Source organism: Acinetobacter tjernbergiae DSM 14971 = CIP 107465 (assembly GCF_000374425.1).
GTDB classification, from domain to species: Bacteria; Pseudomonadota; Gammaproteobacteria; order Pseudomonadales; family Moraxellaceae; genus Acinetobacter; species Acinetobacter tjernbergiae.
The window spans coordinates 1-24408 of sequence record NZ_KB894366.1 but is presented as its reverse complement, the minus strand read 5'-3'; the positions used below and the strand labels follow the sequence as shown (position 1 = coordinate 24408).

Here is a 24408-nt window from a genome sequence, read left to right as displayed (position 1 = left end):
AGAATGCGTTTTGAAAAATTTACCAACCGTCTACAGCAAGCACTCTCAGATGCACAATCATTGGCAATGGGTAAGGATCATACTGCAATTGCAGGGATTCACATATTGTCGACTTTACTTGAAGAACCAGCCAATTTGAGCTTGTTGCAACAATCAGGAGCGCGTTTACCTGAGTTAAAACAGAAGCTTGAGCAGGCACTAAGCAATGCACCAACTTTAGCAAATCCAACAGGTGATATTAATCTAAATCCTGAAGCGGTAAAGGCACTGAATTTAGCTGACCGTTATGCCCAAAAAGTGGGTGATGAATTTTTATCTACAGATTGGGTGTTGTTAAGTTTGGCAGAAACAGGTGAGACCAAAACCATTTTAAGTGGTGTTGGTGTCACACCAGATAATTTACGCAAAGTAATTGAAAACATTCGAGGAAATGACAAAGTCATGAGCAATAATCATGAAGATCAACGTGATTCACTGAATAAATATACGATTGATTTAACTGAACGTGCTTTAGCAGGTAAATTAGACCCTGTGATTGGTCGTGATGATGAAATTCGTCGTACGATTCAAGTTTTATCACGCCGTACTAAAAACAACCCTGTTTTAATTGGGGAACCAGGTGTCGGTAAAACTGCCATTGTTGAGGGTTTAGCCCAACGTATTATTAACGGTGAAGTCCCTGAAAGTTTGAAAAGCAAACGAGTACTGTCTTTAGATCTCGGTTCATTACTTGCAGGTGCTAAATATCGCGGTGAATTTGAAGAACGTTTAAAAGCTGTACTCAAAGACCTTGCAAAGCATGAAGGTGAAATCATTCTGTTTATTGATGAGTTACATACGCTTGTCGGTGCAGGTAAAGGTGATGGTGCAATGGATGCAGGCAATATGTTGAAACCGGCTTTAGCGCGTGGTGAATTGCGTTGTGTTGGTGCGACGACCTTAGATGAATATCGTCAATATATTGAGAAAGATGCTGCGCTTGAACGTCGTTTCCAAAAAGTACTTGTTGATGAGCCAAGTGTTGAAGATACCATCGCAATCTTACGTGGTCTAAAAGAGAAATATGCGACCCATCATGGCGTTCAGATTTTAGACTCTGCGATTATTGCCGCAGCGAAGATGTCACATCGTTATATCACTGATCGCCAACTCCCTGATAAAGCCATTGATTTGATTGATGAAGCAGCATCTCGAATCAAAATGGAAATTGACTCGAAGCCAGAAGCTTTAGACAAACTTGATCGCCGTTTAATCCAGTTAAAAATGCAATTGGAAGCGGTGAAAAAGGATGAAGATGTGGGCAGTAAAGCCGAGGTGAATCATCTTGAACAGCAAATTGCTGAAAAGCAAAAAGAGTACAATGATCTAGAAGAAATTTGGAAAGCTGAAAAAACATTAGTTGAAGGTGATAAGAAGGCTCAAGTTGAATTGGATCAAGCACGTGTGGCTTTGGAAAAAGCAAAACGTGAAGGTGATTTGGCTGAAGCAGCTCGCTTGCAATATGGTGTGATTCCAGAGTTACAAAAACGTTTGGAGCAAGCCGAAGTCGCGGAGGAAAATGAAGAACCGAAGCTGATTCGTACTAAAGTGACTGAAAATGAAATTGCTGAAGTGGTGAGTGCAGCAACAGGTATTCCAGTGGCGAAAATGTTGCAAGGCGAGCGCGAAAAGCTGCTCAGTATGGAAGATTTCTTACATAACCGTGTGGTTGGGCAAGATGAAGCGGTAGTGGCAGTTTCGAATGCAGTACGCCGTTCACGTGCAGGTCTATCAGACCCGAATCGTCCAAGTGGATCATTCTTGTTCTTAGGTCCAACGGGTGTCGGTAAAACCGAATTAACCAAAGCATTGGCAAATTTCTTATTTGATAGTGATGATGCCATGATTCGTATTGATATGTCCGAGTTCATGGAAAAACATTCGGTCAGTCGTTTGGTTGGAGCACCTCCAGGTTATGTTGGCTATGAAGAAGGTGGTGCTTTAACTGAAGCAGTACGCCGTAAACCATACAGTGTGGTTTTATTTGATGAGGTGGAAAAAGCGCACCCTGATGTATTCAATATCTTATTGCAAGTGTTGGATGACGGTCGTTTAACAGACTCACAAGGTCGAGTGATTGATTTTAAAAATACAGTGATCGTGATGACGTCTAATCTCGGTTCACAGGATGTTCGTGAATTGGGTGAGGGGGCAACTGATGATGAGCTTCGTACTGTAGTGATGAGTGCAGTAAGTCAGCATTTCCGTCCAGAGTTCATTAACCGTATTGATGAATTGGTGATTTTCCATTCATTACAAAAAGCTCAGATTCGTGGCATCGCCGATATTCAGTTAGATCGTCTACGTGCACGATTAAGTGAACGTGATATGGCTTTAACTGTGGACGATACAGCATTTGATTTATTAATTGATGCGGGTTTCGATCCTATTTATGGTGCACGACCATTAAAACGAGCGATTCAGCAACAAGTGGAAAATAGTTTGGCTCATAAGATTTTATCTGGTGAGTTCCAAGCAGGAGATAACATCTTAATCAAAGGTGAAGATGGGCATCTTGTGTTTGATAAAATGAAGTTGAGTTAATCATTTTGATAAAAAAATAAAAAGATGGTGATGAAAATCACCATCTTTTTTTATATTGGTGCAACTTATCCGATTTCTAAAGGAAAGTTACCAATGACATTGCTAGTTTGATAAAAACTTGATAGTTTCAAGCCAAATAAGAACAAAATTCAGGATGAATTGCAATGGAGAAAAAGCAACATCATTACATCAGTATGGGTGTAATTTTGTTCAGTGCTGTTTTACCGTTAATGAGCTGGGCAGCACAACCAATGGCTGAAGGATCATTAGCACTTGAAACAGGGATATTGAATAATAGATTACCAAATAGTATTAGAAAAGCTGAGCAGGATGCTTTAAAACCTATAGAACAACGCTGGCTTGCACAAAAAGTATTAAGTGATCGTAATTTACGTGAAATACGGATCAGTATGCTCGCAGAAGGGGCTTTATCACCTTATGAAGAACAAAAGAAAACTGCCGTCATGGATGTTCGTGAGAAAAAGAAAGCAACCATGAAGCCCCATGATGAGGCTCCTGATCGCTTTATGATTTATGAATTTGACTCATCAAATGTGAAAAAAAGTAAAATAACGTATAAGTAAGATTCAATTCTAACTTATACAGCTGGGTGTTGAATTTTCCAAGCACGGTGAATTTTCTGATTACGTTTAAAGTCTAAGCCTATCGTTTCAGAAGTAATTTCTTCAACTTGATACATCGCCTCGATTTCTTCATCTAACTCAAACCCACGATAGTTATTTGAGAAGTACAAAGTGCCATCACTGGTTAAACGGTTCATTGCACGTTTAAGCAGAGAAACATGGTCGCGTTGTACATCAAATGTGCCGTAAAACTTTTTTGAGTTAGAGAAAGTTGGCGGGTCAATGAAGATGAGATCATATTGTTCATGACCTTCTTTTAACCATTCAAAGCAATCGCTCGAAAAGAACATATGTTGTTCATCAGCATGATCTACAGTTAAACCATTCAATACAAAGTTTTCTTTTGACCAATTTAAATAAGTATTTGATAGGTCGACACTCGTCGTACTTGCTGCGCCACCTAAAGCGGCATGTAGACTTGCAGTAGAGGTATAACTATACAAGTTCAGGAAGTGTTTACCACGTGCTTCTGCCGCAATTCTTAGGCGGATTTGGCGGTGATCCAAGAATAAACCAGTGTCTAAATAGTCTGTTAAATTGACTAAAATTTTAGCTTTGCCTTCCTGCACAATGAAACGTTTAGATGCGGTGCTTTGTTTTGCATATTGATTGGTTCCCGTTTGTTTTGCACGGGTTTTGATAAAAATTGCATCACGATTTAAGCCTGTTACTGCACGAATGGCAGCCAAGCCTAAATTAAAGCGTTTTTTTGCTTTTTCAGGATCAATCGTTTTTGGTGGTGCATATTCCTGAACATGCAAACGATCTCCATATAAATCGACGGCAATGTTAAAATCAGGTAAATCGGCATCATATAAACGTAAGCAAAAAATATTTTCCTTCACAGCCCATTTCTTTAAGGCTTGCATATTTTTTTGCAAACGATTGGTAAAATCTTCCGCACCTTCAATTTTTTCAAATTGCTGAGGTTGCCAAGTCGCCAAGAATGGTTGAACTACGGCTGCAGGCTTTACTGTGCCGAAACGGATATAGATTGGAAGTTTACCATTCATCAAACGTAAAGTTTGAGGTTCGTTAATGGCAAGTACATCTGCTTGTTCAATTTGTGCTGCAATCACGGCAACAGGTTGATTTGGAAAATTCTTTTGTAATAATCCTGATAGGCCTAAATAGAATGATCGACTAGACGCCTTATCACCTAAACGTTCCCCATAAGGCGGGTTGGTGACAATAAAGGCTTTTTTACCTTCAGCGTGGAAATCATCCCAATCAGCTAAAGTACGTTCCTCAATTTGAATCTGATCGAGGATTTTTTCAAAACCTGCCGCAATGATGTTTTGGCGAGTGGCTTTCACAGCTTCCCAATCGGCATCATAAGCATAAAATTTTGGTAATGGTGCTTCTAAGGCTTTTGCATGACGTTCAACAGCCTCATCTTTAAGTGATAACCATAGCTCACGATCATGTCCATGCCAACCATTGAAGCCAAAGCGACGTACTAAACCTGGCGCACGATCAGTTAAAATCATTAATGATTCAATAATGAATGTGCCTGAACCACACATTGGGTCAAAAATTAAGTCGGGTTGCAGTTGTTGTAGTTGTGCTTTTTGTAAGATTGCCGCTGCAAGGTTTTCTTTAATCGGTGCATCCGTCATAAAGTGACGGTAGCCACGTTTATGTAATGAATCACCTGATAAATCTAAGCAATAAGTGTGTTGAGTTTTTCCTGCTAAAACATAAAGTGTAATTTCAGGTTGTTTAATATCAACACTTGGACGTTTTCCAACAGCTTCCATAAATGAGTCAACAACACCATCTTTTACACGTAGTGTAGCGAATTGCGAATTGACTTTAATTTCGCGTTCTACATGCAAACGAACCGCAAAGGTACTTTGTGGTGCAAAAATTAGAGACCAGTCAAAGCTAATTGCACCTTCATAGAGCTCTTCTGCAACATCACGGGCATCATGTGTATATTCAAGTTCATGTGTATGGATGGGTAACAGTACACGAGAAGCAAGACGTGACCACATACAAATGCGATATGCATTTTCCAATGACCCTTTAAATACTAAACGCCCAGCAAAACGTTGGATATTTTGAATACCTAAATCTTCAAGCTCTTGTTGTAATAAGGTTTCAAGCCCGTCTGCACAGGTTACCCAATAGTCTGTTAGACGTGGTTTAGCGTTCATTCAAATTTCCAAAACGTTTTTAGCAATCGAGTATTTTAACTGATTTTGGAGTGGAAATGAGGGTTTTTCTTTTAGTGTTTAGCCTTTCCATGTTCTATGTATTAAATCTAACTTGTGGTCTAGGGCATATTGTAAAGTTCTTTGGACAAGTAATACTGCAACTAAAGCATCTTCAGACCTATATTCCTGACAGTTCTGATATTCATGTATATCTTGTATTGCATTGTTTGCCCATATGGTGAGTGTATAGCCATATTGTTTGATATCTTTTTCATCCCAAAGTGTAATATCTGTACTTGGGGAAATAAGCATAGCCCACATCTATTGTGTTTCTTGGCTTAAAGCCTGAAAAAAACGATCAATTTCATCAATTAAATGCCGTTGATCGTTGGAAGTTACTAGAGTGTCAGGATAGTTGAAGCTATATTCTTCCTCCAAATCAATATTTGGTAAGAAATATAAATCATTAAAATAGGTAAATAATATATTTAAGTAATGACCAATATAGTCTTTGTCAGATGTAATTTCAAAGAGAGTTTGTCATGCTGTGGGGGAATTTTTATCTTGCAGGTTAAAAGCATGTCGACGAAGCCATGACATAGAAATCTCTTGTTAAAATTGTGATTTAAGTGTTTCATGGATTAGATATAAGTGTTAACCGTTTGCTTATTTGAAAATATCAATAACCAGATGTAGGGTGCACAATAAATCAAAGAAATTTTCAATATCATGGTTTTGACTGTACCAACATCCTTAATCTAAATTTTGAATGACTAATATTTTCCTTATTTTTTGAATTTTAGATAAATTAAGTATTATACGCTAATAAAAAGTTATGCAAATTTAATCATTGGTACATATTTTGCTTTTATTTACATGAGTTATCAATAAACACTTCTCCCAACGATGTGAGGACGTTATGAAAGCAAATATGAATCATGAAATTGTAGTAAATGCGGAAGCCTTTGCAATAGCAACCCAAATGTATGTTCGATTAAGACGCGTATCTGGTCGTGTAATTGATGTTATGTATTTAGTGCATGACAAAGATTATGCTAGATATGTTGTTGAATTTGCTTTGGAAACAAAAGATGTAGAGTTAGAGCGTTACGCAGCTCGTTTAAGTTCTGTAATTGACTTATATCCAGAGCCTAGCTTGGTTCTAGAAGAGAGCAAAGGTGATTTAAAAACAGAACCAGTAGACGATTTAGATGCGTATTCTGCCGAAGTCACACCAGAAGAAATTTATCAAGCTCAAGTCGCACATCACTATATTGGTGCATTGCGCTAATTTATAACAATAAAAATATATAAATCTAAAAATATGGATGCAATTTATAGGGGGGAAGATATTCTGTCCCCCTTTTTTTATTGAGATAAAATAATAATATGAATATCTGGCTTAATTCTGCTGAATATTATTTTAAATATCCATTCAAGTTGCCGTATTGAGGTAAGTTAAACTTTTAGGTTATTGTCTTTGGTAGACGAGAAAAATCTATTTATTTTCTTTACGTGGAAGAAAAAGTTGAACCATAATGAAGCAAGTTGCTAAGTTTAAAGCCATTAATCCTAATTTTGGTGCGATGGTTCGATATTATCGTAATTAAAAAAATATAAATTTACTGATAATGGAGAATAAAAATAAATTTTTTTGACCAGAATAGTGCTGAGATTGGATCAAATGATTAAGAATGAACTTTTTTCAATAGATACAGCTGAGGTCACTTGGTCTATGAAAATTAATAAAAATAGCGATAGCGAAAAATCAACAATATTTTTAGTTAAGTGCTGAAAACTTCAACGACGAATGAAATCTAAAGTCTGTATAATGCCTTAACTTAACGTATAGGGAATCTCTTATGCACTTGGCAGCATTGCATACTCTGAGTCAGATTCAACTCAATCAACAAGGAAATTTAAAGCACTTTTTAACTATTGAAGGTCTTTCTAAAGAAAGCCTGACCAAGATTTTAGATACCGCACAAAGCTTTTTAGACGACAATAATAATTTGATTAACCGTCCGTTATTGGAAGGACTGACGGTCATGAATCTGTTTTTTGAAAACTCTACTCGTACTCGCACAACGTTTGAAGCTGCGGCAAAACGTTTGTCTGCAAATGTCTTGAATATTGATATTGCTCGTTCAAGTACTTCTAAAGGTGAGACTTTACGTGACACACTTTGGAATTTAGAGGCAATGGCTGCGGATATTTTCGTGGTACGTCATTCATCTTCGGGTGCGGCTCACTTTATTGCAAAAGATGTATGCCCGAAAGTTGCGATTATTAATGCTGGTGATGGTCGTCACGCACATCCGACTCAGGCGATGTTGGACATGTTGACGATTCGCCGTGAAACCAAGAAGCCATTTGAAGCGTTAAGTGTCGCGATTATTGGTGATATTAAACATTCACGTGTTGCACGTTCAAATGTAGCGGCATTGCAAACACTCGGTTGTAAAGATATTCGAGTGATTGCACCGAATACTTTGTTACCTGTTGGTTTTAATGAATATGGTGAGCATGTTCGTTTATTTAATCAAATGGATGCGGGTGTGACAGATTGTGATGTCATTATTGCTTTACGTATTCAAAATGAACGTATTGATTCGCCTGCATTAGCTTCTCAATCTGAATTTTATAAAATGTATGGTTTAAATAAAGAGCGTCTTGCTTTGGCTAAACCTGATTGTATCGTTATGCATCCTGGGCCAATGAACCGTGGGGTTGAGATTGATTCAAGTGTTGCTGATGGTGATCAATCTGTGATTTTGAAACAAGTCACTAATGGTATCGCTGTTCGTATGGCGGTACTGGCACTTGCAATGCAAGGGCAGTTACAAGAACAAGGTTTAATTGAAGCGATTGCACTGTAAAGGATAGATCACATGAGTATTGTAAAAATTGAAAATGTCCGTGTGCTCGATCCAATTCAAAAAACTGATCAAGTTCAAACAGTTTATATTGAAAATGGCAAGTTGATTGGTGCCGTAGACCAAGTTGATGAAACGATTGATGGACAAGGCAAATGGTTAATGCCAACAATGGTCGATTTGTGCGCTCGTTTACGTGAACCAGGTCAGCAGCAACATGGCACTTTAAAGTCAGAAGGCAAAGCTGCACGTGCCAATGGTATTTTGCATGTCATTACACCACCTGACTCAAAGCCAATTGTGCAAGATAATGGTGCGCTTATTCATGGTTTAATCGAAAAAGCACAATTAGATGGCGGTATTCATCTGCACATCATTGGCGCACAGACACAAGGCTTAAATGGTAAACAACCAGCGAATATGGCAGGTTTAAAGAAAGGTGGTTGTACTGCCGTTTCCAATGCCAATGCAGCATTTGAAAACGATGATGTTGTTATTCGTACGCTTGAATATGCAGCTGGCTTGGACTTGACTGTGGTGTTTTATGCAGAAGAACCACAATTGGCAAAAGATGGTTGTGCGCATGAAGGCTTTATTGCCTCTCGTCAAGGTTTACCAATGATTCCTGCGCTTGCTGAAACAGTTGCCATTGCAAAGTATTTACTCATGATTGAAGCAACGGGTGTGAAAGCACATTTTGGCTTATTGTCTTGTGGTGCATCAGTTGAATTGATTCGTGCAGCTAAAGCCAAAGGTTTGCCAGTGACTGCGGATGTGGCAATGCATCAATTGCATTTAACTGAACAATTGACCGATGGTTTTAACTCACTTGCGCATGTTCGTCCACCATTACGTTCTGAGCAAGATAAAGCATTGTTGCGTCAAGGGGTTAAGGAAGGGGTGATTGATGCAATTTGTACCCATCACGAACCATTAAGTAGCTCAGCGAAAATGGCACCTTTTGCAGAAACGCAACCAGGAATAACGGCTTTTGATACTTATGTCGCTTTGGGTGTGCAACTGATTCAAGAAGGTCTGTTTGAACCATTAGAGTGGGTTGAAAAAGTGAGTTCAATTCCTGCACAAGTTGCAAATATGACTGAGCGATGGCAGCAAGAAGCAGGTTGGGTTTTGGTTGATCCAGAATTAGAATGGTTGGTCTCTAAAGAAACAATCATTTCTCAGGGGAAAAATACGCCGTTGTTTGGGCAAACTTTAATTGGTAAGGTTATTGATATTTTTATATCATAATCTATAAAATTCAGCAGAATAAGTGAACTGATACGGTCTTATTCTGCTTTGTAAAATATTTTTAATTGTAAAAATAGAGCAACAGCAATAAAATAATATGCAAGTAATAAATACGAAAACAGCATAAAATTAAAAAATAAGGTATATAACTACCAATTGTTGGAGTGATTAAAATGTCTATAAATCCAATAGAATTGCTAAGACAAAAGGTAAGTTCAGTACTTTTAAATACTCCAGATGGGTTGGCAAAAGAAAAAAGTGTATTATTATCCAAATTTTATCCAATTTTTCTATCAATTTTAGTGACTAAGCCAAATTTAATTCAAAAATTAAAATACGTGATTGTGCCTTCACTATCTGATTTATTAGAACAAAATGATCAAGCTAAAAATGTTTTGCTAACAAACTTGGTAAGTGGTCGATTAACAACTTTTGAGGCAGAACAAATCATTAACCAAGCTATTCCGAAATGCCTCGCAGCATTAACGAGTGAAGCAGGAAATGATACTCCAAGTATTATTCATTATTTGGAACAATATGCTGATTCAATTCGTGCATATGTTTCTGAATGGGCCGTTGCTTTACTGACTCCTTTAGGGTTGATAACAAGTTTATCTGCTTCAGAGTCAAATTTGATAAATACAACAGAACTTGTAGGGTATAAAAACTATCTTTTATTATTTATCTTTGGCTTTACGGCTCTAGTTCTATTCATCCTCTGGCTATTGTAATGTCAATTTAGTTAGGGAGTATAGAAAACTAGATTGAATTTTATTTGTTTAAGGATTAGACAGATCAAATTCATTGATAAGTTATTTAGATTAAGAACAATTGATTCACCTATTTTTTCTTGGCATGCTTACACTGAGAAAGTATCTTAGATAATATTATGCGAATTACATTGATTGGTGCTGGACGAGTTGCCACGCATTTAGCAACGACATTAGGGGTAGAGCACCAAATTGTTCAAATTTTTAGTAGAAATTTAGACCACGCAAAAGCTTTAGCAAACCAAGTGAATGCACAGGCAATCAATCAAAGTGAACAACTCAATCAACAAACAGATTTGGTGATTGTTGCCGTCAGTGATCAGTCAATTCCTGCTGTTATTCAATCTATAGCAACATATTTACCAAACAGTCTTATTGTTCATACTTCAGGCAGTACGAGTTTAGATACACTCGGACAAATACATCCGCGAGTGGGTGTTTTTTATCCGTTGCAAACCTTCAGTTTTGAAAGAGAAGTTGATTGGTCTGAAACCCCTTTATTTGTGGAGGCGAGTCATGCTGATGATTTAGCATTATTGACCGTATTAGCACATAGTCTTAGCAATCGTGTGTATCAATATAGTTCTAAACAGCGGCAGACTTTACATCTAGCTGCTGTGTTTGCTTGTAATTTTAGTAATTATTGTTATGACATGGCAAAGCAAATCGTTGATGCGGAGCAAGTTGATTTTAGTTTGCTTTTTCCATTAATCGTTGAGACAGCGAATAAAGTAACAGTAAGTGATCCTAAACTGATGCAAACTGGCCCTGCGATGCGTGGAGATCAAAATATTTTGAATATGCATAGCCAACTCTTGGCAGTATCTCAGCGAGAGGATTTAAATAAACTTTATGAGTTAATGAGCGAGGGTATTTTTAAAAGACATCATTTGCATTAATTTAGTTGATAAATAGCATATTTCAAAATAAATTCGATTTTGTTAACGGAAGTCTAAAGTATTAACTAGTTTAAAAATAATAAATTTTATTTTTAATAAAGTATAAAAATCAATAAGATAAGGTGAGGTCGAAGGCGAGGATAGGGTAATTTCATATAAATGAGAATAATTATCATTAGTATTGTTATTTTTGTTTATTTTATGTATTATTCACCAAATTTTTAATAATGAATTAAGGTTCTTACATGTTAGAACAAAATTTATCTCCTACCTTACCGAGTTTTATTAGAACAACACTTTATACTTCTGTTTTATTTGTGATGTTCACTCCATCAGTATCTGCACAGAACACTTTAGAAAATATATCGGTACTTCCAACGATTTCTGTTACTGCAGCAAAAGAAGACGTTGCCTATAAATCGGGCAATATGGATATTCCGCGAACCGAAGACGATGTCCAAGCCTACACTATGATTGAGCGGGAAGAGATTGAGCGCTCAGGTACCACCACAGTCACCGAGTTATTGTCTAAAGTATTGCCAATGGCGACCTCAACCAATAATTCCAGTTATTTCTCCGGCACATCGAGTCAAATTAATTTACGTGGGCTTGGCGCCAGTCAAACTTTAGTGTTGATTAATGGCCGTCGTAGTGCGGGAACAGGTAGTCGTGGTACTTCTGAATCTACCGATCAGCCTAATTTAAATAATATTCCATTGGCTGCAATTGAACGGATTGAAGTATTACCGACATCAGCCGCTGCGATTTATGGTAGTGGGGCGATTGGTGGTGTGATCAATGTAATTTTACGTAAAGACTATGTTGGCACTGAAGTAAATGTGCGCTATAGCGATACCGTGGATAATCAACAACCCGCCAAATCTTTTAATTTGGTTTCAGGTTTTTCTCTGGAAGATGGCCGTACCCATGTGATGTTGACCGTTTCCAAAAAAGACCAAGATAGCTTGTTGGCCAGTGAACGTGACTGGAAAAATAAATCTCGCCAAAATATTTTAAAAAATAATCCGAATAGTCTTATTGGAGACAAGGTCAACCCGCCTGCAGGCAATTTAACCAATATTCGTAGTAAAGATGGTTCTGAATTAGTGCCAGGATGGGGCTCATCTATGGCGCATCTTCCTAAAGGTTGGAATGGCGATCTGAGCAAACTGGGGCAAGGCTATGCATTAGGTTTGTCAGATGGAGTCAGTGCTTGGTCGGATAAAGAGGGATTACTTTACGATACCAAGACAGAAGCATTTGGCCTTTCTTTAAATCGTGATTTCAGTGACCGTCTGAATGTGTTTCTTGAGGCGGGCTATGAAAAAGAAGAGGGTTGGTCATTTAATACCTCACCGCATGGTTATGGGGTGGTGACGGTCAGCAAAGATAGTCCGCATAATCCTTTTGGCAAGGATATTTTAGTCAACTATCCTTTGAGCTTGAATAGCCTAGGAGCCTATGCCAAGGACACATTTGAAACCACCCAGAAGAAAGTAGCAACAGGCTTTACCTTTGACCTTACACCAGAATGGATACTCTCGGCAGATTATGCATGGAGTAAATCGGATATTCGTCAACGTTATACGCGTAAAGGCAGCAACAATCCGAAAGCCAGTGCATGGAACAAAGATACCGCTAATAATGCAATTGATTTTTTGCAAGATTTTACCACTACACCAACTAACCTAATTTCAAAATACTGGAACTATCCAAAAAATAATACACAGCAGACCTTAAATGATTTCTCGATTCGAGCCACAGGTCCAATTGCAAAATGGTATGCAGGCGATATTCGATTGGCAACGGGGATTGAGCATCGCCGTTATGAAAGTGAAGGCTTTGCGGATCATCAACATGTCGATAATCCTTGGGTAAAACCTGCCGAGCGTAAGAGCAATGCTTCCAGCGTTTACACGGAATTTAATATTCCCCTGATTTCCCCTGAGCTGAATTTGCCTTTCGCCAAATTACTCGATGTGCAACTGGCTGCACGTTATGAGGATTTCAATGTCCAAGCCAAGATACCGCAATATGACAGTAAAATTGATCCTGCTACAGGCTATCGTTCCAAGTTTTTAAATTATCATGATTCAGGTAAATCGAAATTTGATGCGATCACGCCAACAGTAGGTTTCCGCTTCGCACCGAATGATCAATTGATGTTCCGTGCGTCTTATAGTGAAGGCTTTGTTACACCATCGGTTTCGCAGATTTCTCAAGCGACTTCGACCCAAGTGACGGGCGCGACATTAACCGATCCTACAACAGGAAAAATTATTAGCACGTATGAAAGCATTTCTGGCGGTAATCCTGATCTAACCCCAGAAAGCTCAAAAAGTATTAATGCCGGGATTGTGTTAACCCCAGAGGCGATTCCTGATTTACGCCTATCCATTGATTATTACAACATCAAAAAAACCAATAATATCAGTTCGATCAGTGCGCAATATATTTTAGATAATCAAAGCAAATATGGTAGCCGTATTCAACGCAATCAAGCTGGCGATGTGGTTTCAATTGATATCACGCCCTTCAACGCTTTAAACCTTAAAACCAGTGGGATCGATACCAACTTAAATTATCGCTTTGATAGTGTGATTGGAGAAACTACCTTTAATTTGGGCTATACCCATGTCAATGAATATCGCCAACAACATAATTTGATTGATCCAGAGAAGAATTTTGTCAGTGTGGTTGGTGGTGCGGTCTCGGATGCACCCCTGAAAAATCGTGCCAATGCTTCGATTTATCTACAAGCCAATGACAATTGGGGTTTTGGTTGGGCAAGCCAATATTATGGTTCGTACGAAATGGTTGATGCTTCTGCGATTTTGAATCAAACGGGTCGTGCCGATCAAAAATTAAAAATCGAAGATCAAATTTATCATGACATTTTTGCCAAAGTGAAATTGCCGAGCAGTAAGTTGCTAAAACACAGCTCAAGCGAACTGAGCTTCGGTATTCAAAATTTATTTAACGATTACACGGTCGACATGTCTGGAACGCAATCATACCTCAGCAAATATAGTGATGTCCGTGGTCGCCAATATTATCTAAACCTTAAGTTTTCTTTCTAATCTTCCTGAAATGCTGGTGGCGATTATTTTGCATCATCGTCACCTGACTGGGTGTCTTTTATGAATATTGAAGCGTCTGTGCCCTTGGCCTCCGCCAAAAGGGTCACAAAAAAGAAGGTGGAACAATCATCATTGATTAAATATCGATTGATGATTTTTTCACGTTTTGTCTTGGCTATTTTTGGTGGTTATTACTTTGCTGCGATTGCAGCAATGTTGATGGGGGCTTTGTTTACCACTGAGCCTTTAAAAGCCAATGCCGTGTTTGGGGCGACCATGCTGGCATTTGTGATTCATTGTGCCGTGTTTATTTGGGTGTTTCTGGTCAACTCGACTTTGAAAGTCTGGTTGGGAGTCATTGTTCCCAGTGTATTGATGACGTTGATGTATTGGTTTTTAAAAGGGTAAAGTCATGCGTGTTGATGGTAAAAATGAAGGCCCACGCCAGTCGATGTCATGGTTACATACATGGACCAGCTTGCTCTTGGGATGGCTACTTTACGCCGTTTTTCTGACGGGCACGCTCAGTTTTTTCCAAAATGAAATTACGGTGTGGATGAAACCCGAATTGCATCAGTCTGTGAATAGTACCTCACAGCAGCAACAACTGGGTTATGCATTACAGTATTTGCAGCAAAATGGGCAACCTGCCGAAAGTTGGAATATCCGTTTTGCCAATGAACGCCAACCAGCCATTATGCTGAATATCCGTAAGCCGGGTGAAGGTCGTCGTCGTGGAGGTGAAATCTATTTAGATGCACAAACGGGACAAGAGATTAAAGCACGTGAAACGCGTGGTGGAGGTTTCTTATATCGTTTCCATTTTGAACTCTATGGCATGCCGCGTATTTGGGGGCGCTGGATCGTCGGTATCGCAACCTTATTCATGTTTGTGGCGATCATCAGCGGTATTATCACCCATAAAAAGATTTTCAAGGATTTCTTTACCTTCCGTCCAGCCAAAGGTCAGCGTTCATGGCTTGATGGGCATAATGCAACAGCGGTATTTGCCTTACCTTTTCATATCATGATCACCTTTAGTGGCTTGTTGCTATTGATGTTTATGTTTATGCCTTGGGCGATGGACAGCCATTATGGAAATGGTCAGAATTTCTATCAGATGCTGAATGAGCCCGTCGCCAAAACACCTGAACAAGCACGCTTATTGGCAGAGCAAAAACAAAAGGAAGCTGCCGAAGATGGACGTGGTAATCGAGGCGGTGGCCGTCGCGGTGAGGCTGAACATGCGGCGCCTGTGCTTGCAGCAGCACCGATGGTAAATTTGCTGACATTGAGTCAATACGTTCAACAAGGTTGGGAGGATAACCCGATTGCTTCAATTCGAGTGAATAAACCGAATACCGTTGAAGCAGACGTTCAATTTAATGCAACCCGTACCACCACATTGCTTGATCGAGAAAGTATTCCTTCAATGAAGTTTAATGCAGTGACAGGACAATTGATTGATGAAGCCAAACCTGTAAATTCAACTTCAAAAGCCATTTATACCCTAGTGACATGGTTACATATGGCACATGGGGTGGATTCAGTTCTACGTTGGTTATTATTTTTATCGGGTATCTTGGGTACTATGATGGTGGCCTCAGGTCTGATCTTGTGGGTGGTAAAACGAATTCCAGATGTACAGAAATTGGGCTATAAGCCTTTTGGCCATCGTGTGGTTGAAGTGCTGAATATTACCGCAATCACAGGTTTACCGATTGCCTGCGCAGCTTATTTCATTGCCAATCGTTTTATCCCAGCTCAATTGGCAGAACGTTCTCCACTAGAGATTAATGTGTTCTTTATTGTATGGCTGCTGTGTTTAATTCATGCGGCTATTCGAGCGCATCGTCCCGCATGGTTGGAACAGCTGGCTTTAGCAGCGGTATTGTTCCTGTTTATGCCAATTCTAAACTTCTTAACAGGCGGTCAGGCACTGTGGATGAGTATCTATCATGGACAATGGATGATCGCCAGTTTTGATCTGGTGTGTATTATTTTGGGTCTGATTTTTATCTATTCTTATTTCAAGTTAAAGCGTTACCAAGGTTTGGCGGTGAAGCAGAAAAAACAGCCTAAAGTTCAAGCTGGACAGGAGCAAGCATAATGGCTGCATTGATGTTGTGGTGTGTTGCTGTGGTGGCGTTATCGGCACTTGCCTGTGGGATGAGTAAGCATCAGCGTGATATTTTTAGTGCTCAGATTTCAGCACAAAACAGTCGCCGTTTTGAAATCGCAGGCTGGGTGGTTTTGCTCCTCTCTGCGCTGGTCATGATTTATATTAAGGGGGCTTCGGTCGGTTTATCTGAGTGGTTGGGGTGTATCACTTTTGCTGCTTTGGCAGTGGGGTTATTATTGACTTATCACCCTAAAAAACTCTTGCAGGCGAATGTGATTGTCACTGTTGTATTTGGGCTACTGCTTATTGTGATCTTGATTTAATATTTAGCATAGGGAATTATATGTGAAACTAAGATAGCACTAAATATCTCTACAGTCTCAACAGACCTATGATCTGACCCATGTTCAGGATATTCAGAAAGGGTTGCAGCAGTCGGTACAGGTTTTGAATTAGAATATAAGGGGTGCATTAAGGCATCCCATATTCCTGTTTAAATATCTTTTTTAATTTTTTTTAAAATCTGGATTAATAGGCGACTTCTTTCATAAATCATATTTTATTCAGCTCTAAATTATGAATACCTGCAATCAAATTGAATCCTAAGCCAAGTCTTTTCTCTCTATTGCGATAGTGCTCAGCAAGGATATTGGAGGCCTTTAATATTCCAAATACATGTTCAATGCCTATTCTTCTTTTATTAATCTTTTGATTATATGTCTTTAATAAAGGAGCTAATTTACGTCTTTTTTTAGCCTTAGGGGGTAATGAATGATTTTCTGTAGAATTTTCTCAATAAAGGATTCTTACTTTACAATTTTGTTTCTCTATCTCACAAAATCGACCATAGATATCTGTCCCTTTGAATGATCCAACCATTAATGCAATTATAAGTAACATTACTGTATTTAATCGCAACATATTTCTCTCCGAGTATTTTCAACCGAAGCGATACTATACACATGCGGGCTCAGGTCGTTTCTTAGATATTGCAAACGATGCTAAGTTTGTTGCGGCACATATTACCCAGCAGCTCAATATCCAAACTCCAATACTCAAACCAGCGATTACCGATGTTGTTGAGGTCTAAAATTTGGCATTTGATTTATTTTAGCAACGATAAATTTTTGCCAAATTTTATTGCTGCTTCATCTGTTAGTTGCCCAGCATCTTTTAATGGAACATCAGGATAAGGTTCAAGAATAATAATTTCCTATTTTTATCAAATGTATACCTATATATCCATGTTTTTCTTCTTGTTGATTTAATATCAATGGATAAACTATTGTTTAATTTATCTTTGGTTATATCTTTTTTCTTTACCTTTATAAGATTGAATTTCTCTATCGGTTGAAAATACGAATGTATTTGTTGTTGTATTCATTTTGATATTCCTTGAGACTAATTCAAGAAATTATTTTTGATACTTTTTGGGGACTAAAAAAGTATAGCACTGGTAGAAAATTTTTAGATACTATTAGGTGGTAATATAGCATTAAATATCATATATTTAATGCTATAAACTTGTTTTAAAGATGGATTTGGTTGAACAATATGATTTATTTACTTTATTTTCTTGAAAATAAAATCATTGATTTTGTGACCTGATTCGAGACCACGACGTTCGAATTTAGTCACTGGACGCCATTCAGGGCGAGGGTAGCTATTGCCTTTACCTGCTAGATTTTCTAGATTAGGACGATGATCTAAAACGTCAAGCATCCATTCTGCATACGGTTCCCAGTCAGTTGCAGCATGGAATGTACCTCCAAGCTCTAACTTTTGTTCAACCAGTTGCATACGCTCGTGAATCACAAAACGACGTTTAAAGTGACGTTTTTTCTGCCATGGGTCTGGGAAGTAAAGCTGTATACAGTTAATGCTATTGTCTGGCATTTCACGTAGTACTTGGATTGCATCTGCATCGAGTACAAACAAGTTCTTTAAACCAGCCATACCGACTTCATACACACATTGTGCGATACCAGGGATATGCACTTCAATCCCGACAAAGTTACGCTCAGGATTTGCCTTTGCCATTAACATTAAAGAACGACCCATACCAAAGCCGATTTCGACTGTTAATGGGCGCTCAGGGTGTTCAAAGTGTTGACGTAAATCGCCAGCAGGATATTCCAAAATTAAATCACGATAATCTTCTAAAGCAGTACGTTGTGAAGTATTGAGCGGGGCTGAACGACGCATAAACGTCACAATTTCACGGTGCTCTGGCAAATTGTCGAGTTCCGTAATTTGCGTTTCTAACTGATCGTTTGACATGATTCTGGAGATATAAGGATAGAAATGCCGTATTTTAAGTGTTCAGGTGGTCAAGTCAAATGTTTAAATGACTTTATTTAAGAGTTCATTTTTTTGATTGCCTAAAACTTGTAAAAAATTCTTCATGTCGTTGTCACACAGATTGAATAGCCTAATGTCGATTTGAACATTAAGTAAAAAATTTATGAAAAACTTTAAATTCCATTCGATTGCAGTTTGTTTAGGATTGTTGGGTGCATCTTCGATATTTTCTGTGGCACATGCGCAGTTGATGTTTAGCCAGTATATTGATGGTAATAGCAATAAGAAGGGATTAGAAATTTATAATCCAGATGTGACATCGGTTAACTTGGCTGATTATGAGATCCAACAGTTTAATAATGGCACGACGTTGAAGCCTTTGGTTTTTCCTTTGAATGGGAACCTTAAAAGTAAGGGGCGCTTTCTAGTTGGACATGCTGCATTACAAACTGAGCTAGGGGATAAGGTTAATCAAGTCGCTGGATTTACGTTTAATGGCGATGATGCAATATTATTAGTTTATAAAGGGAAAGTGATTGATCGTTTTGGACGACTAGGTGAACAACCTACATCAGGCGGTTGGGGAACAACTACCATCAGTAAAGCGAATAGTTTTACTCGCTTGCAAACGGTGAATCCTGTAACTGAAATTGATCCAGCAACAGCAACAGCATTTGATTTAGATGGTTCATGGCGTGCATGGAAGGATCGGAATGATTTTTCAAATATAACGGGTTCAGCAACAACACCTCCTGTCAGTGAAACAGTGAGTTGCTCTAGTACGGACACCGCGATTGCAGATTTAAATAATAAAGTAACTCAAGGGCAAAACTATACGCTCCGTGGTGTGATCACTGCGGATTATCGTTATGAAAATGGTTTTTCGGGTTTCTATATTCAAACGGTTGATAGCAAAGCCAAAGCAAATTTGAGTAATGCGATTTTTGTTTATATCCCAGCGAGTAGCTCAGTTAAAGGTGGAAAAGTTGGAGATGAGGTGATCCTACGGGGGCGTTTGACTGCCTATCAAAACCAATTACAGATTGATCAGTTACAGCAAGACATTTTGACCTGTAATCTCAATGCCGCAAGTCAAGTACAGCCTAAAAGCGTTGATTTACCATTTAATAGTTTGGCTGAATTAACTGCAAATTCACCGCAACTTTATCAAGGGATGTTGGTGAAATTGCCACAGACTTTAACCATCAGTGAAAACTATAATTATGGTCGCTTCGGTGAGTTGTCACTGAGTAAGGAGCGATTGTTCATTCCGACTAATTTATATCCACCTTTGTCCGCTGAGGCAAAAGCACTTGCACAGAAAAATTTGTTATCAAAGATTATTTTGGATGATGGTTATAATAATCAAAACAGAACACCTTGGTTGCCGCAGAATTTTAGTGCAATAAATAGCTTACGCTCAGGCGATCAACTTAAAAATGTTGAAGGGATTTTAGAATATCGCTTTAATGGTTGGCGTATCCAGCCTATACAAGGGCGTAGCCTGCCAGAGGTCGTGAGCAATACTCAATTGAGACAGAATATTGCAGTGAAAGATACTAATCTGATTCGTGCAGCAGCATTCAATGTCTTGAATTATGATAATGGTAAAACAGGTTTCCCTACTGAACGTGGTGCAACGAGCCAAACGGAGTTTGATAAACAACATCGTAAAATTATCAAAGCATTAAAGGCAATTGATGCGGATGTGTATGGTTTGATGGAAATCGCAAACAATGGCTATGATAAAAATAGTGCAATTGCGTATTTAACCCAAGCTTTAGGCGCTGATTGGAAATATGTGATTCCTGAAAATCAAGATCGCTTGGGAACGGATGTGATTGCTGTTGCCATTATTTATAACAGTAAACGTGTAAAACCTGTCAATAAACCAGTTGTGCTTGATTTAGGTGATAAGAATAGAACAACGATTGCGCAAACTTTCCAACCGATTTCTGGAAAGCAAATGTTCACGATTATTCCAAATCATTTGAAATCTAAGGGGTGTACTGGTGTTGATACTCAAACAACAGATGCCGATCAAAAAGATGGCCAAGGTTGTTGGAATCCAACACGTGTGAAAGCTGTCGAACAATTGGTTCAATGGATGGTGAAAAACCCAACGCAAGTCGAAAAGCCAAATATTTTACTTTTAGGTGATATGAATAGTTATGCCAAAGAAGACCCGATTCAAGTCTTTGAAAAAGCGAATTATAAAGTCTTGTTAAATGACAAAGTGGTAGGGCAAGGCGAACAAGCTTATAGTTATGTGTTTGGTGTAGCAAGTAATGCTGAGGGTTATGGCGGTGCAGGCAATTTAGACCATGCGATTGCCGATGTAAATCTATATCGCAAAGTAAAAAAAGCATTTGCTTGGCACATCAATGCCGATGAAGCAACCGTTTTAGATTACAACGAAGAATATAAAACGGATGCGCAGAAAGCATTATTTTTCTCAGAAAATGCTTATCGCTCTTCAGATCATGATCCTGTAATTGTTGATCTTGATATGAGTGATGCCGAGAATAGACCTTCACCGTCAAATACTTCATCGGGGAGTTTTGGGTGGTTATCCATCTTAGGGTTATTCGGTTTAGCAAGTTATTCGCTTTATTCAAGAAAAAAACGTTGATCTATACAAAAAGAGAGGGGTGTTGGTGTTTTCTATACGCCTTAAAAATCTGATCTGTTTGAACAGGATATATACGATGATAATAAAAAATTGACATAAGACTACTTGCAAAATCATGTAATTTCACTAATAGTCAGATGATTAAGTATTTTTTACTTTTTTTGACAAATTTGTGGAAACATATTTTGCAAATTAACGTAAAGCGATTTAGAACATAAGAGTTAGATAACAAGGATCACACATGAAGTTGTATTATTCACCTGGTGCTTGCTCATTGGCAGCACATATTATTTTAAATGAAATAAATGTAGATTTTGATTTAGAACGCGTTGATCTAAGAACACATAAAACCTCTAAAGGGGCTGATTATTATGAAATTAATCCAAAAGGTTATGTTCCAGCTTTAGAGATTAACCCAGGTTTGATTTTGACTGAGAACGTTGCGATTTTACCGTTTCTAGCTCAGCACGATCCGAAGCAGGATTTAATTCCACCATCAGGGATGGGACGTGCCAAAGTTCTTGAATGGTTAGGATATTTAAATTCAGAGTTGCATGATGCCTATGCTGTTTTCTTTAGTGGGCAGTTAACTGCTGATGAAAAAATCAAAGCTTATGCTGAAGTTGATCGTTTGCTTAAATATATTGATAACTATTTAGCTGAATCAGAATATGATTATTTAGTTGATGATAATTTTGGACCAGCAGATGCGTACTTATTTGTAATTACAAATTGGTCAAATCATATTGAACATGACTTAACACCTTATATTCATATCATCGCTTTACGGAATAAAGTGGCTGAACGTCAGTCCGTACAAATTGCAATGCGTGATGAAGGATTATTAGGTTAGTTTTTTGTTTGCATTAAAAAAGCCTCTGTGATCAGAGGCTTTTTTAATGCAAACAAAAAATTATTGTTGCGCTTTTTCTTTTACATCCGCCGCAGTTGATTCTACCGCACCAGCAACTTTAGCGGTTGCATCACGTGCAGCAGCCTCGGTTTTTGCAGCCGCTTCAGCCGTTGCGTTAGCGGTATGGTCTGCAGCAGCATCAATTTGATCACTCGCTGTATCTACCGCGGTTGCAACATTGCTAGCAGCTGCATTCGTTGCTGTTTGGACATCAGCACCAGCTTGTTCAGCAGCATGTTCTAAGTGTTCACCCGTTGTTGCGCCTGTTTCAGGTGCTTTATCTTTATTACAGCCTACAAGCGCAACAGTAGCAGCGAGACCTAATGCAACAAGTAATTTATTCATTTTCATGTTTCCTTTTCTTTGTGGCATCCAATAGGTATGGATAGCGAAAATATAAACATAAACTGTATGAATAATAAAGTTGAAAATTTGTTGATAACTTGTAAAAACACGCACTTACATTTGGAAATGTAAATGCGTAGACATGTTTTAGATCGTTTTAAACCCCAGATCGAATCATATAGTCAAAAGCTGATAGAGAAGCTTTCGCGCCTTCACCTGTCGCAATAATGATTTGCTTGTACGGCACGGTGGTACAGTCACCTGCGGCAAATACACCTTTGACATTGGTTTCGTTACGATCATTAATCACAATCTCACCACGATTGCTGAGTTCAACGGCACTGTTTTTCAAGAAATCGGTGTTCGGTAATAAACCGATTTGTACAAAGATTCCGGCAAGTTCTACCGTATGTTCAACATCAGTGGCACGATCTTTATATTTCAACGCCGTTACTTGAGCACCATCACCCACCACTTCTGTACTGAGTGCATTCAAAATCACAGTGGTATTTGGCAAGCTATTTAACTTGTCTTGCAACACTTGATCTGCACGAAGCTTGGTATCAAACTCAACTAACGTCACATGCTCTACAATTCCTGCAAGGTCAATTGCTGCTTCTACACCTGAGTTACCCCCACCAATCACCGCAACACGCTTGCCTTTGAAGAGTGGGCCATCACAGTGTGGGCAGTACGCTACACCACGGGTACGGTATTCAGCTTCACCCGGTACATTCATTTCTCTCCAACGTGCACCTGTTGAAAGAATAATGGTTTTCGATTCAAGCTTAGCCCCATTTTCCAATTCAACTTCAACCAGACCATTGGCAGTTTGATCTGCACCTGTGATTTTACTCACGCGTTGCAAGTTCATAATGTCCACGCCATATTCACGTACATGCGCTTCCATATCTTGAGCAAACTTTGGACCTACGGTTTTTTGAACTGTGGTGAAGTTCTCAATGTCCATGGTATCCATGACCTGACCACCAAAGCGTTCAGCAACGATACCTGTTTTGATGCCTTTACGTGCTGCGTAGATCGCCGCTGTACCACCTGCAGGGCCACCACCGATCACCAATACATCAAAAGCATCTTTGGCATTGAGTGCTGTGGCATCTTTCTCAGCTGAGTTGGTATCTAACTTAGCAACAATTTCTTCCAAAGTCATACGACCTTGTCCAATATGTTCGTTGTCTTGGAACAGCATTGGCACAGCCAAGATTTTACGTTCTTCAACTTCATCTTGGAAGAAACCGCCATCAATCATGGTTGCAGTTGCATTTGGATTGTAGATGGCAATCAAGTTTAAGGCTTGAACCACATCTGGACAGTTATGGCAGCTCAATGAGACAAACACGTCAAAATTTGAGTTCAAGTTTAAGCCTTTGATTTGATTTAACACATCATCAGACACTTTAGGCGCATAACCTGACACTTGTAATAAAGCCAAGATCAAAGAAGTGAACTCATGTCCCATCGGTAAACCAGCAAAGAACACACGTGGTTGTTCGCCTGCTTTGGCTACACCGAAACTAGGACGGCGAGTATTTGAACCATCAAAACGTGCCGTGACTTGATCAGAAAGTTCTGCAATTTCAGTCACAAGTTCTTTGATCTTTGCGGCTTTGTCCGAGTCATCTAAAGCAGCGACCAACTCGATTGGACTTTCTAAACGTTCTAAATAAGCTTTTAATTGCGTTTTAATATTTTGATCTAACATGTATTTCTCCAAATTCTAAGCAGTTTAAATCAGCTAAATTCATTCAATGAAGCTATAGTACGCAAAATATATAAATAGGTAAAACAGTATGTTTTTATGAAAATAATCGG

Annotated in this window: 19 protein-coding genes; 14 read left to right on the top strand and 5 right to left on the bottom strand. The window is 38.7% G+C overall.

All coding sequences use genetic code 11. From position 1 onward, the window contains the following. Window positions 1–3 precede the first annotated feature (3 nt). Window positions 4–2583, top strand: coding sequence for an ATP-dependent chaperone ClpB (gene clpB / locus C502_RS0111215; RefSeq protein ID WP_018678913.1), 2580 nt, complete (start codon window positions 4–6; stop codon window positions 2581–2583). A gap of 164 nt (window positions 2584–2747) precedes the next feature. Continuing rightward, complete coding sequence (locus C502_RS0111210; protein WP_018678912.1) at window positions 2748–3167, top strand: hypothetical protein; 420 nt, start codon at window positions 2748–2750, stop codon at window positions 3165–3167. Between the two features lie 14 nt (window positions 3168–3181). Here C502_RS0111210 and rlmKL read toward each other — a convergent pair whose 3' ends face one another. Next, window positions 3182–5386, bottom strand: coding sequence for a bifunctional 23S rRNA (guanine(2069)-N(7))-methyltransferase RlmK/23S rRNA (guanine(2445)-N(2))-methyltransferase RlmL (gene rlmKL / locus C502_RS0111205; RefSeq protein WP_018678911.1), 2205 nt, complete (start codon window positions 5384–5386; stop codon window positions 3182–3184). Between the two features lie 78 nt (window positions 5387–5464). After that, the gene (locus C502_RS0111200) at window positions 5465–5698 is read right to left on the bottom strand and encodes a hypothetical protein (RefSeq protein WP_154650418.1); all 234 of its coding nucleotides are present in this window, start codon (window positions 5696–5698) and stop codon (window positions 5465–5467) included. Window positions 5699–6305: 607 nt separating this feature from the next. On the opposite strand from C502_RS0111200, the gene C502_RS0111195 reads away from it, so the two are divergent. The 10 genes from C502_RS0111195 (at window position 6306) to C502_RS0111150 (ending at window position 17474) form a co-directional block, all read left to right on the top strand. Beyond that, window positions 6306–6677, top strand: coding sequence for a hypothetical protein (locus C502_RS0111195; RefSeq protein ID WP_018678909.1), 372 nt, complete (start codon window positions 6306–6308; stop codon window positions 6675–6677). Between the two features lie 571 nt (window positions 6678–7248). Then, window positions 7249–8265 carry an aspartate carbamoyltransferase catalytic subunit gene (locus C502_RS0111190; protein WP_018678908.1) on the top strand — a complete coding sequence of 339 codons (1017 nt, stop codon included), beginning with the start codon at window positions 7249–7251 and terminating at the stop codon, window positions 8263–8265. A gap of 12 nt (window positions 8266–8277) precedes the next feature. Next, window positions 8278–9513: a dihydroorotase gene (locus tag C502_RS0111185; RefSeq protein WP_018678907.1), complete on the top strand. Its 1236-nt coding sequence runs from the start codon at window positions 8278–8280 to the stop codon at window positions 9511–9513. A gap of 173 nt (window positions 9514–9686) precedes the next feature. Further along, entirely contained in the window at window positions 9687–10244 is a 558-nt protein-coding gene (locus tag C502_RS0111180; protein ID WP_018678906.1) for a hypothetical protein, read from the top strand. A gap of 158 nt (window positions 10245–10402) precedes the next feature. Further along, on the top strand, window positions 10403–11182 hold the full coding sequence (locus C502_RS0111175) for a Rossmann-like and DUF2520 domain-containing protein (RefSeq protein WP_018678905.1): 780 nt from the start codon (window positions 10403–10405) through the stop codon (window positions 11180–11182). A 245-nt stretch (window positions 11183–11427) separates the two neighbouring features. Beyond that, entirely contained in the window at window positions 11428–14262 is a 2835-nt protein-coding gene (locus C502_RS0111170) for a TonB-dependent receptor domain-containing protein (RefSeq protein WP_018678904.1), read from the top strand. 60 nt (window positions 14263–14322) lie between these two features. Beyond that, complete coding sequence (locus tag C502_RS0111165; protein ID WP_018678903.1) at window positions 14323–14670, top strand: DUF3649 domain-containing protein; 348 nt, start codon at window positions 14323–14325, stop codon at window positions 14668–14670. Between the two features lie 4 nt (window positions 14671–14674). Beyond that, window positions 14675–16372, top strand: a complete 1698-nt coding sequence (locus C502_RS0111160) for a PepSY-associated TM helix domain-containing protein (RefSeq protein WP_018678902.1) — start codon at window positions 14675–14677, stop codon at window positions 16370–16372. Then, window positions 16372–16707 (top strand): DUF3325 domain-containing protein, encoded by a 336-nt coding sequence (locus C502_RS0111155; protein WP_018678901.1) that lies wholly within the window; start codon window positions 16372–16374, stop codon window positions 16705–16707. The genes C502_RS0111160 and C502_RS0111155 overlap by 1 nt, the downstream gene beginning before the upstream one ends. A 539-nt stretch (window positions 16708–17246) precedes the next feature. Next, on the top strand, window positions 17247–17474 hold the full coding sequence (locus C502_RS0111150; protein ID WP_018678900.1) for a hypothetical protein: 228 nt from the start codon (window positions 17247–17249) through the stop codon (window positions 17472–17474). 473 nt (window positions 17475–17947) lie between these two features. Here C502_RS0111150 and trmB read toward each other — a convergent pair whose 3' ends face one another. Further along, a complete protein-coding gene (trmB, locus tag C502_RS0111145; RefSeq protein WP_018678899.1) occupies window positions 17948–18664 on the bottom strand; it encodes a tRNA (guanosine(46)-N7)-methyltransferase TrmB in 717 nt (238 codons plus the stop codon). 184 nt (window positions 18665–18848) lie between these two features. Here trmB and C502_RS0111140 point away from each other — a divergent pair, with 184 nt between their 5' ends. Beyond that, a complete protein-coding gene (locus tag C502_RS0111140; RefSeq protein ID WP_018678898.1) occupies window positions 18849–21317 on the top strand; it encodes an ExeM/NucH family extracellular endonuclease in 2469 nt (822 codons plus the stop codon). A 241-nt stretch (window positions 21318–21558) separates the two neighbouring features. Then, complete coding sequence (locus tag C502_RS0111135; RefSeq protein ID WP_018678897.1) at window positions 21559–22170, top strand: glutathione binding-like protein; 612 nt, start codon at window positions 21559–21561, stop codon at window positions 22168–22170. A 60-nt stretch (window positions 22171–22230) separates the two neighbouring features. Here the strand turns inward: C502_RS0111135 and C502_RS0111130 are convergent, their stop codons facing one another. Further along, on the bottom strand, window positions 22231–22575 hold the full coding sequence (locus C502_RS0111130) for a hypothetical protein (protein WP_018678896.1): 345 nt from the start codon (window positions 22573–22575) through the stop codon (window positions 22231–22233). Between the two features lie 157 nt (window positions 22576–22732). Further along, a complete protein-coding gene (gene ahpF, locus C502_RS0111125) occupies window positions 22733–24298 on the bottom strand; it encodes an alkyl hydroperoxide reductase subunit F (protein ID WP_018678895.1) in 1566 nt (521 codons plus the stop codon). Window positions 24299–24408: the final 110 nt, after the last annotated feature.

Coding starts and splice junctions, on each gene's coding strand:
- C502_RS0111180 (WP_018678906.1), top strand. CDS start 9,687: ATGTCTATAAATCCAATAGAATTGCTAAGACAAAAGGTAAGTTCAGTA.
- clpB (WP_018678913.1), top strand. CDS start 4: ATGCGTTTTGAAAAATTTACCAACCGTCTACAGCAAGCACTCTCAGAT.
- C502_RS0111160 (WP_018678902.1), top strand. CDS start 14,675: ATGCGTGTTGATGGTAAAAATGAAGGCCCACGCCAGTCGATGTCATGG.
- C502_RS0111175 (WP_018678905.1), top strand. CDS start 10,403: ATGCGAATTACATTGATTGGTGCTGGACGAGTTGCCACGCATTTAGCA.
- trmB (WP_018678899.1), bottom strand. CDS start 18,664: ATGTCAAACGATCAGTTAGAAACGCAAATTACGGAACTCGACAATTTG.
- C502_RS0111195 (WP_018678909.1), top strand. CDS start 6,306: ATGAAAGCAAATATGAATCATGAAATTGTAGTAAATGCGGAAGCCTTT.
- C502_RS0111210 (WP_018678912.1), top strand. CDS start 2,748: ATGGAGAAAAAGCAACATCATTACATCAGTATGGGTGTAATTTTGTTC.
- C502_RS0111130 (WP_018678896.1), bottom strand. CDS start 22,575: ATGAATAAATTACTTGTTGCATTAGGTCTCGCTGCTACTGTTGCGCTT.
- C502_RS0111190 (WP_018678908.1), top strand. CDS start 7,249: ATGCACTTGGCAGCATTGCATACTCTGAGTCAGATTCAACTCAATCAA.
- rlmKL (WP_018678911.1), bottom strand. CDS start 5,386: ATGAACGCTAAACCACGTCTAACAGACTATTGGGTAACCTGTGCAGAC.
- C502_RS0111200 (WP_154650418.1), bottom strand. CDS start 5,698: ATGCTTATTTCCCCAAGTACAGATATTACACTTTGGGATGAAAAAGAT.
- C502_RS0111170 (WP_018678904.1), top strand. CDS start 11,428: ATGTTAGAACAAAATTTATCTCCTACCTTACCGAGTTTTATTAGAACA.
- C502_RS0111135 (WP_018678897.1), top strand. CDS start 21,559: ATGAAGTTGTATTATTCACCTGGTGCTTGCTCATTGGCAGCACATATT.
- C502_RS0111185 (WP_018678907.1), top strand. CDS start 8,278: ATGAGTATTGTAAAAATTGAAAATGTCCGTGTGCTCGATCCAATTCAA.
- C502_RS0111140 (WP_018678898.1), top strand. CDS start 18,849: ATGAAAAACTTTAAATTCCATTCGATTGCAGTTTGTTTAGGATTGTTG.
- C502_RS0111155 (WP_018678901.1), top strand. CDS start 16,372: ATGGCTGCATTGATGTTGTGGTGTGTTGCTGTGGTGGCGTTATCGGCA.
- C502_RS0111165 (WP_018678903.1), top strand. CDS start 14,323: ATGAATATTGAAGCGTCTGTGCCCTTGGCCTCCGCCAAAAGGGTCACA.
- ahpF (WP_018678895.1), bottom strand. CDS start 24,298: ATGTTAGATCAAAATATTAAAACGCAATTAAAAGCTTATTTAGAACGT.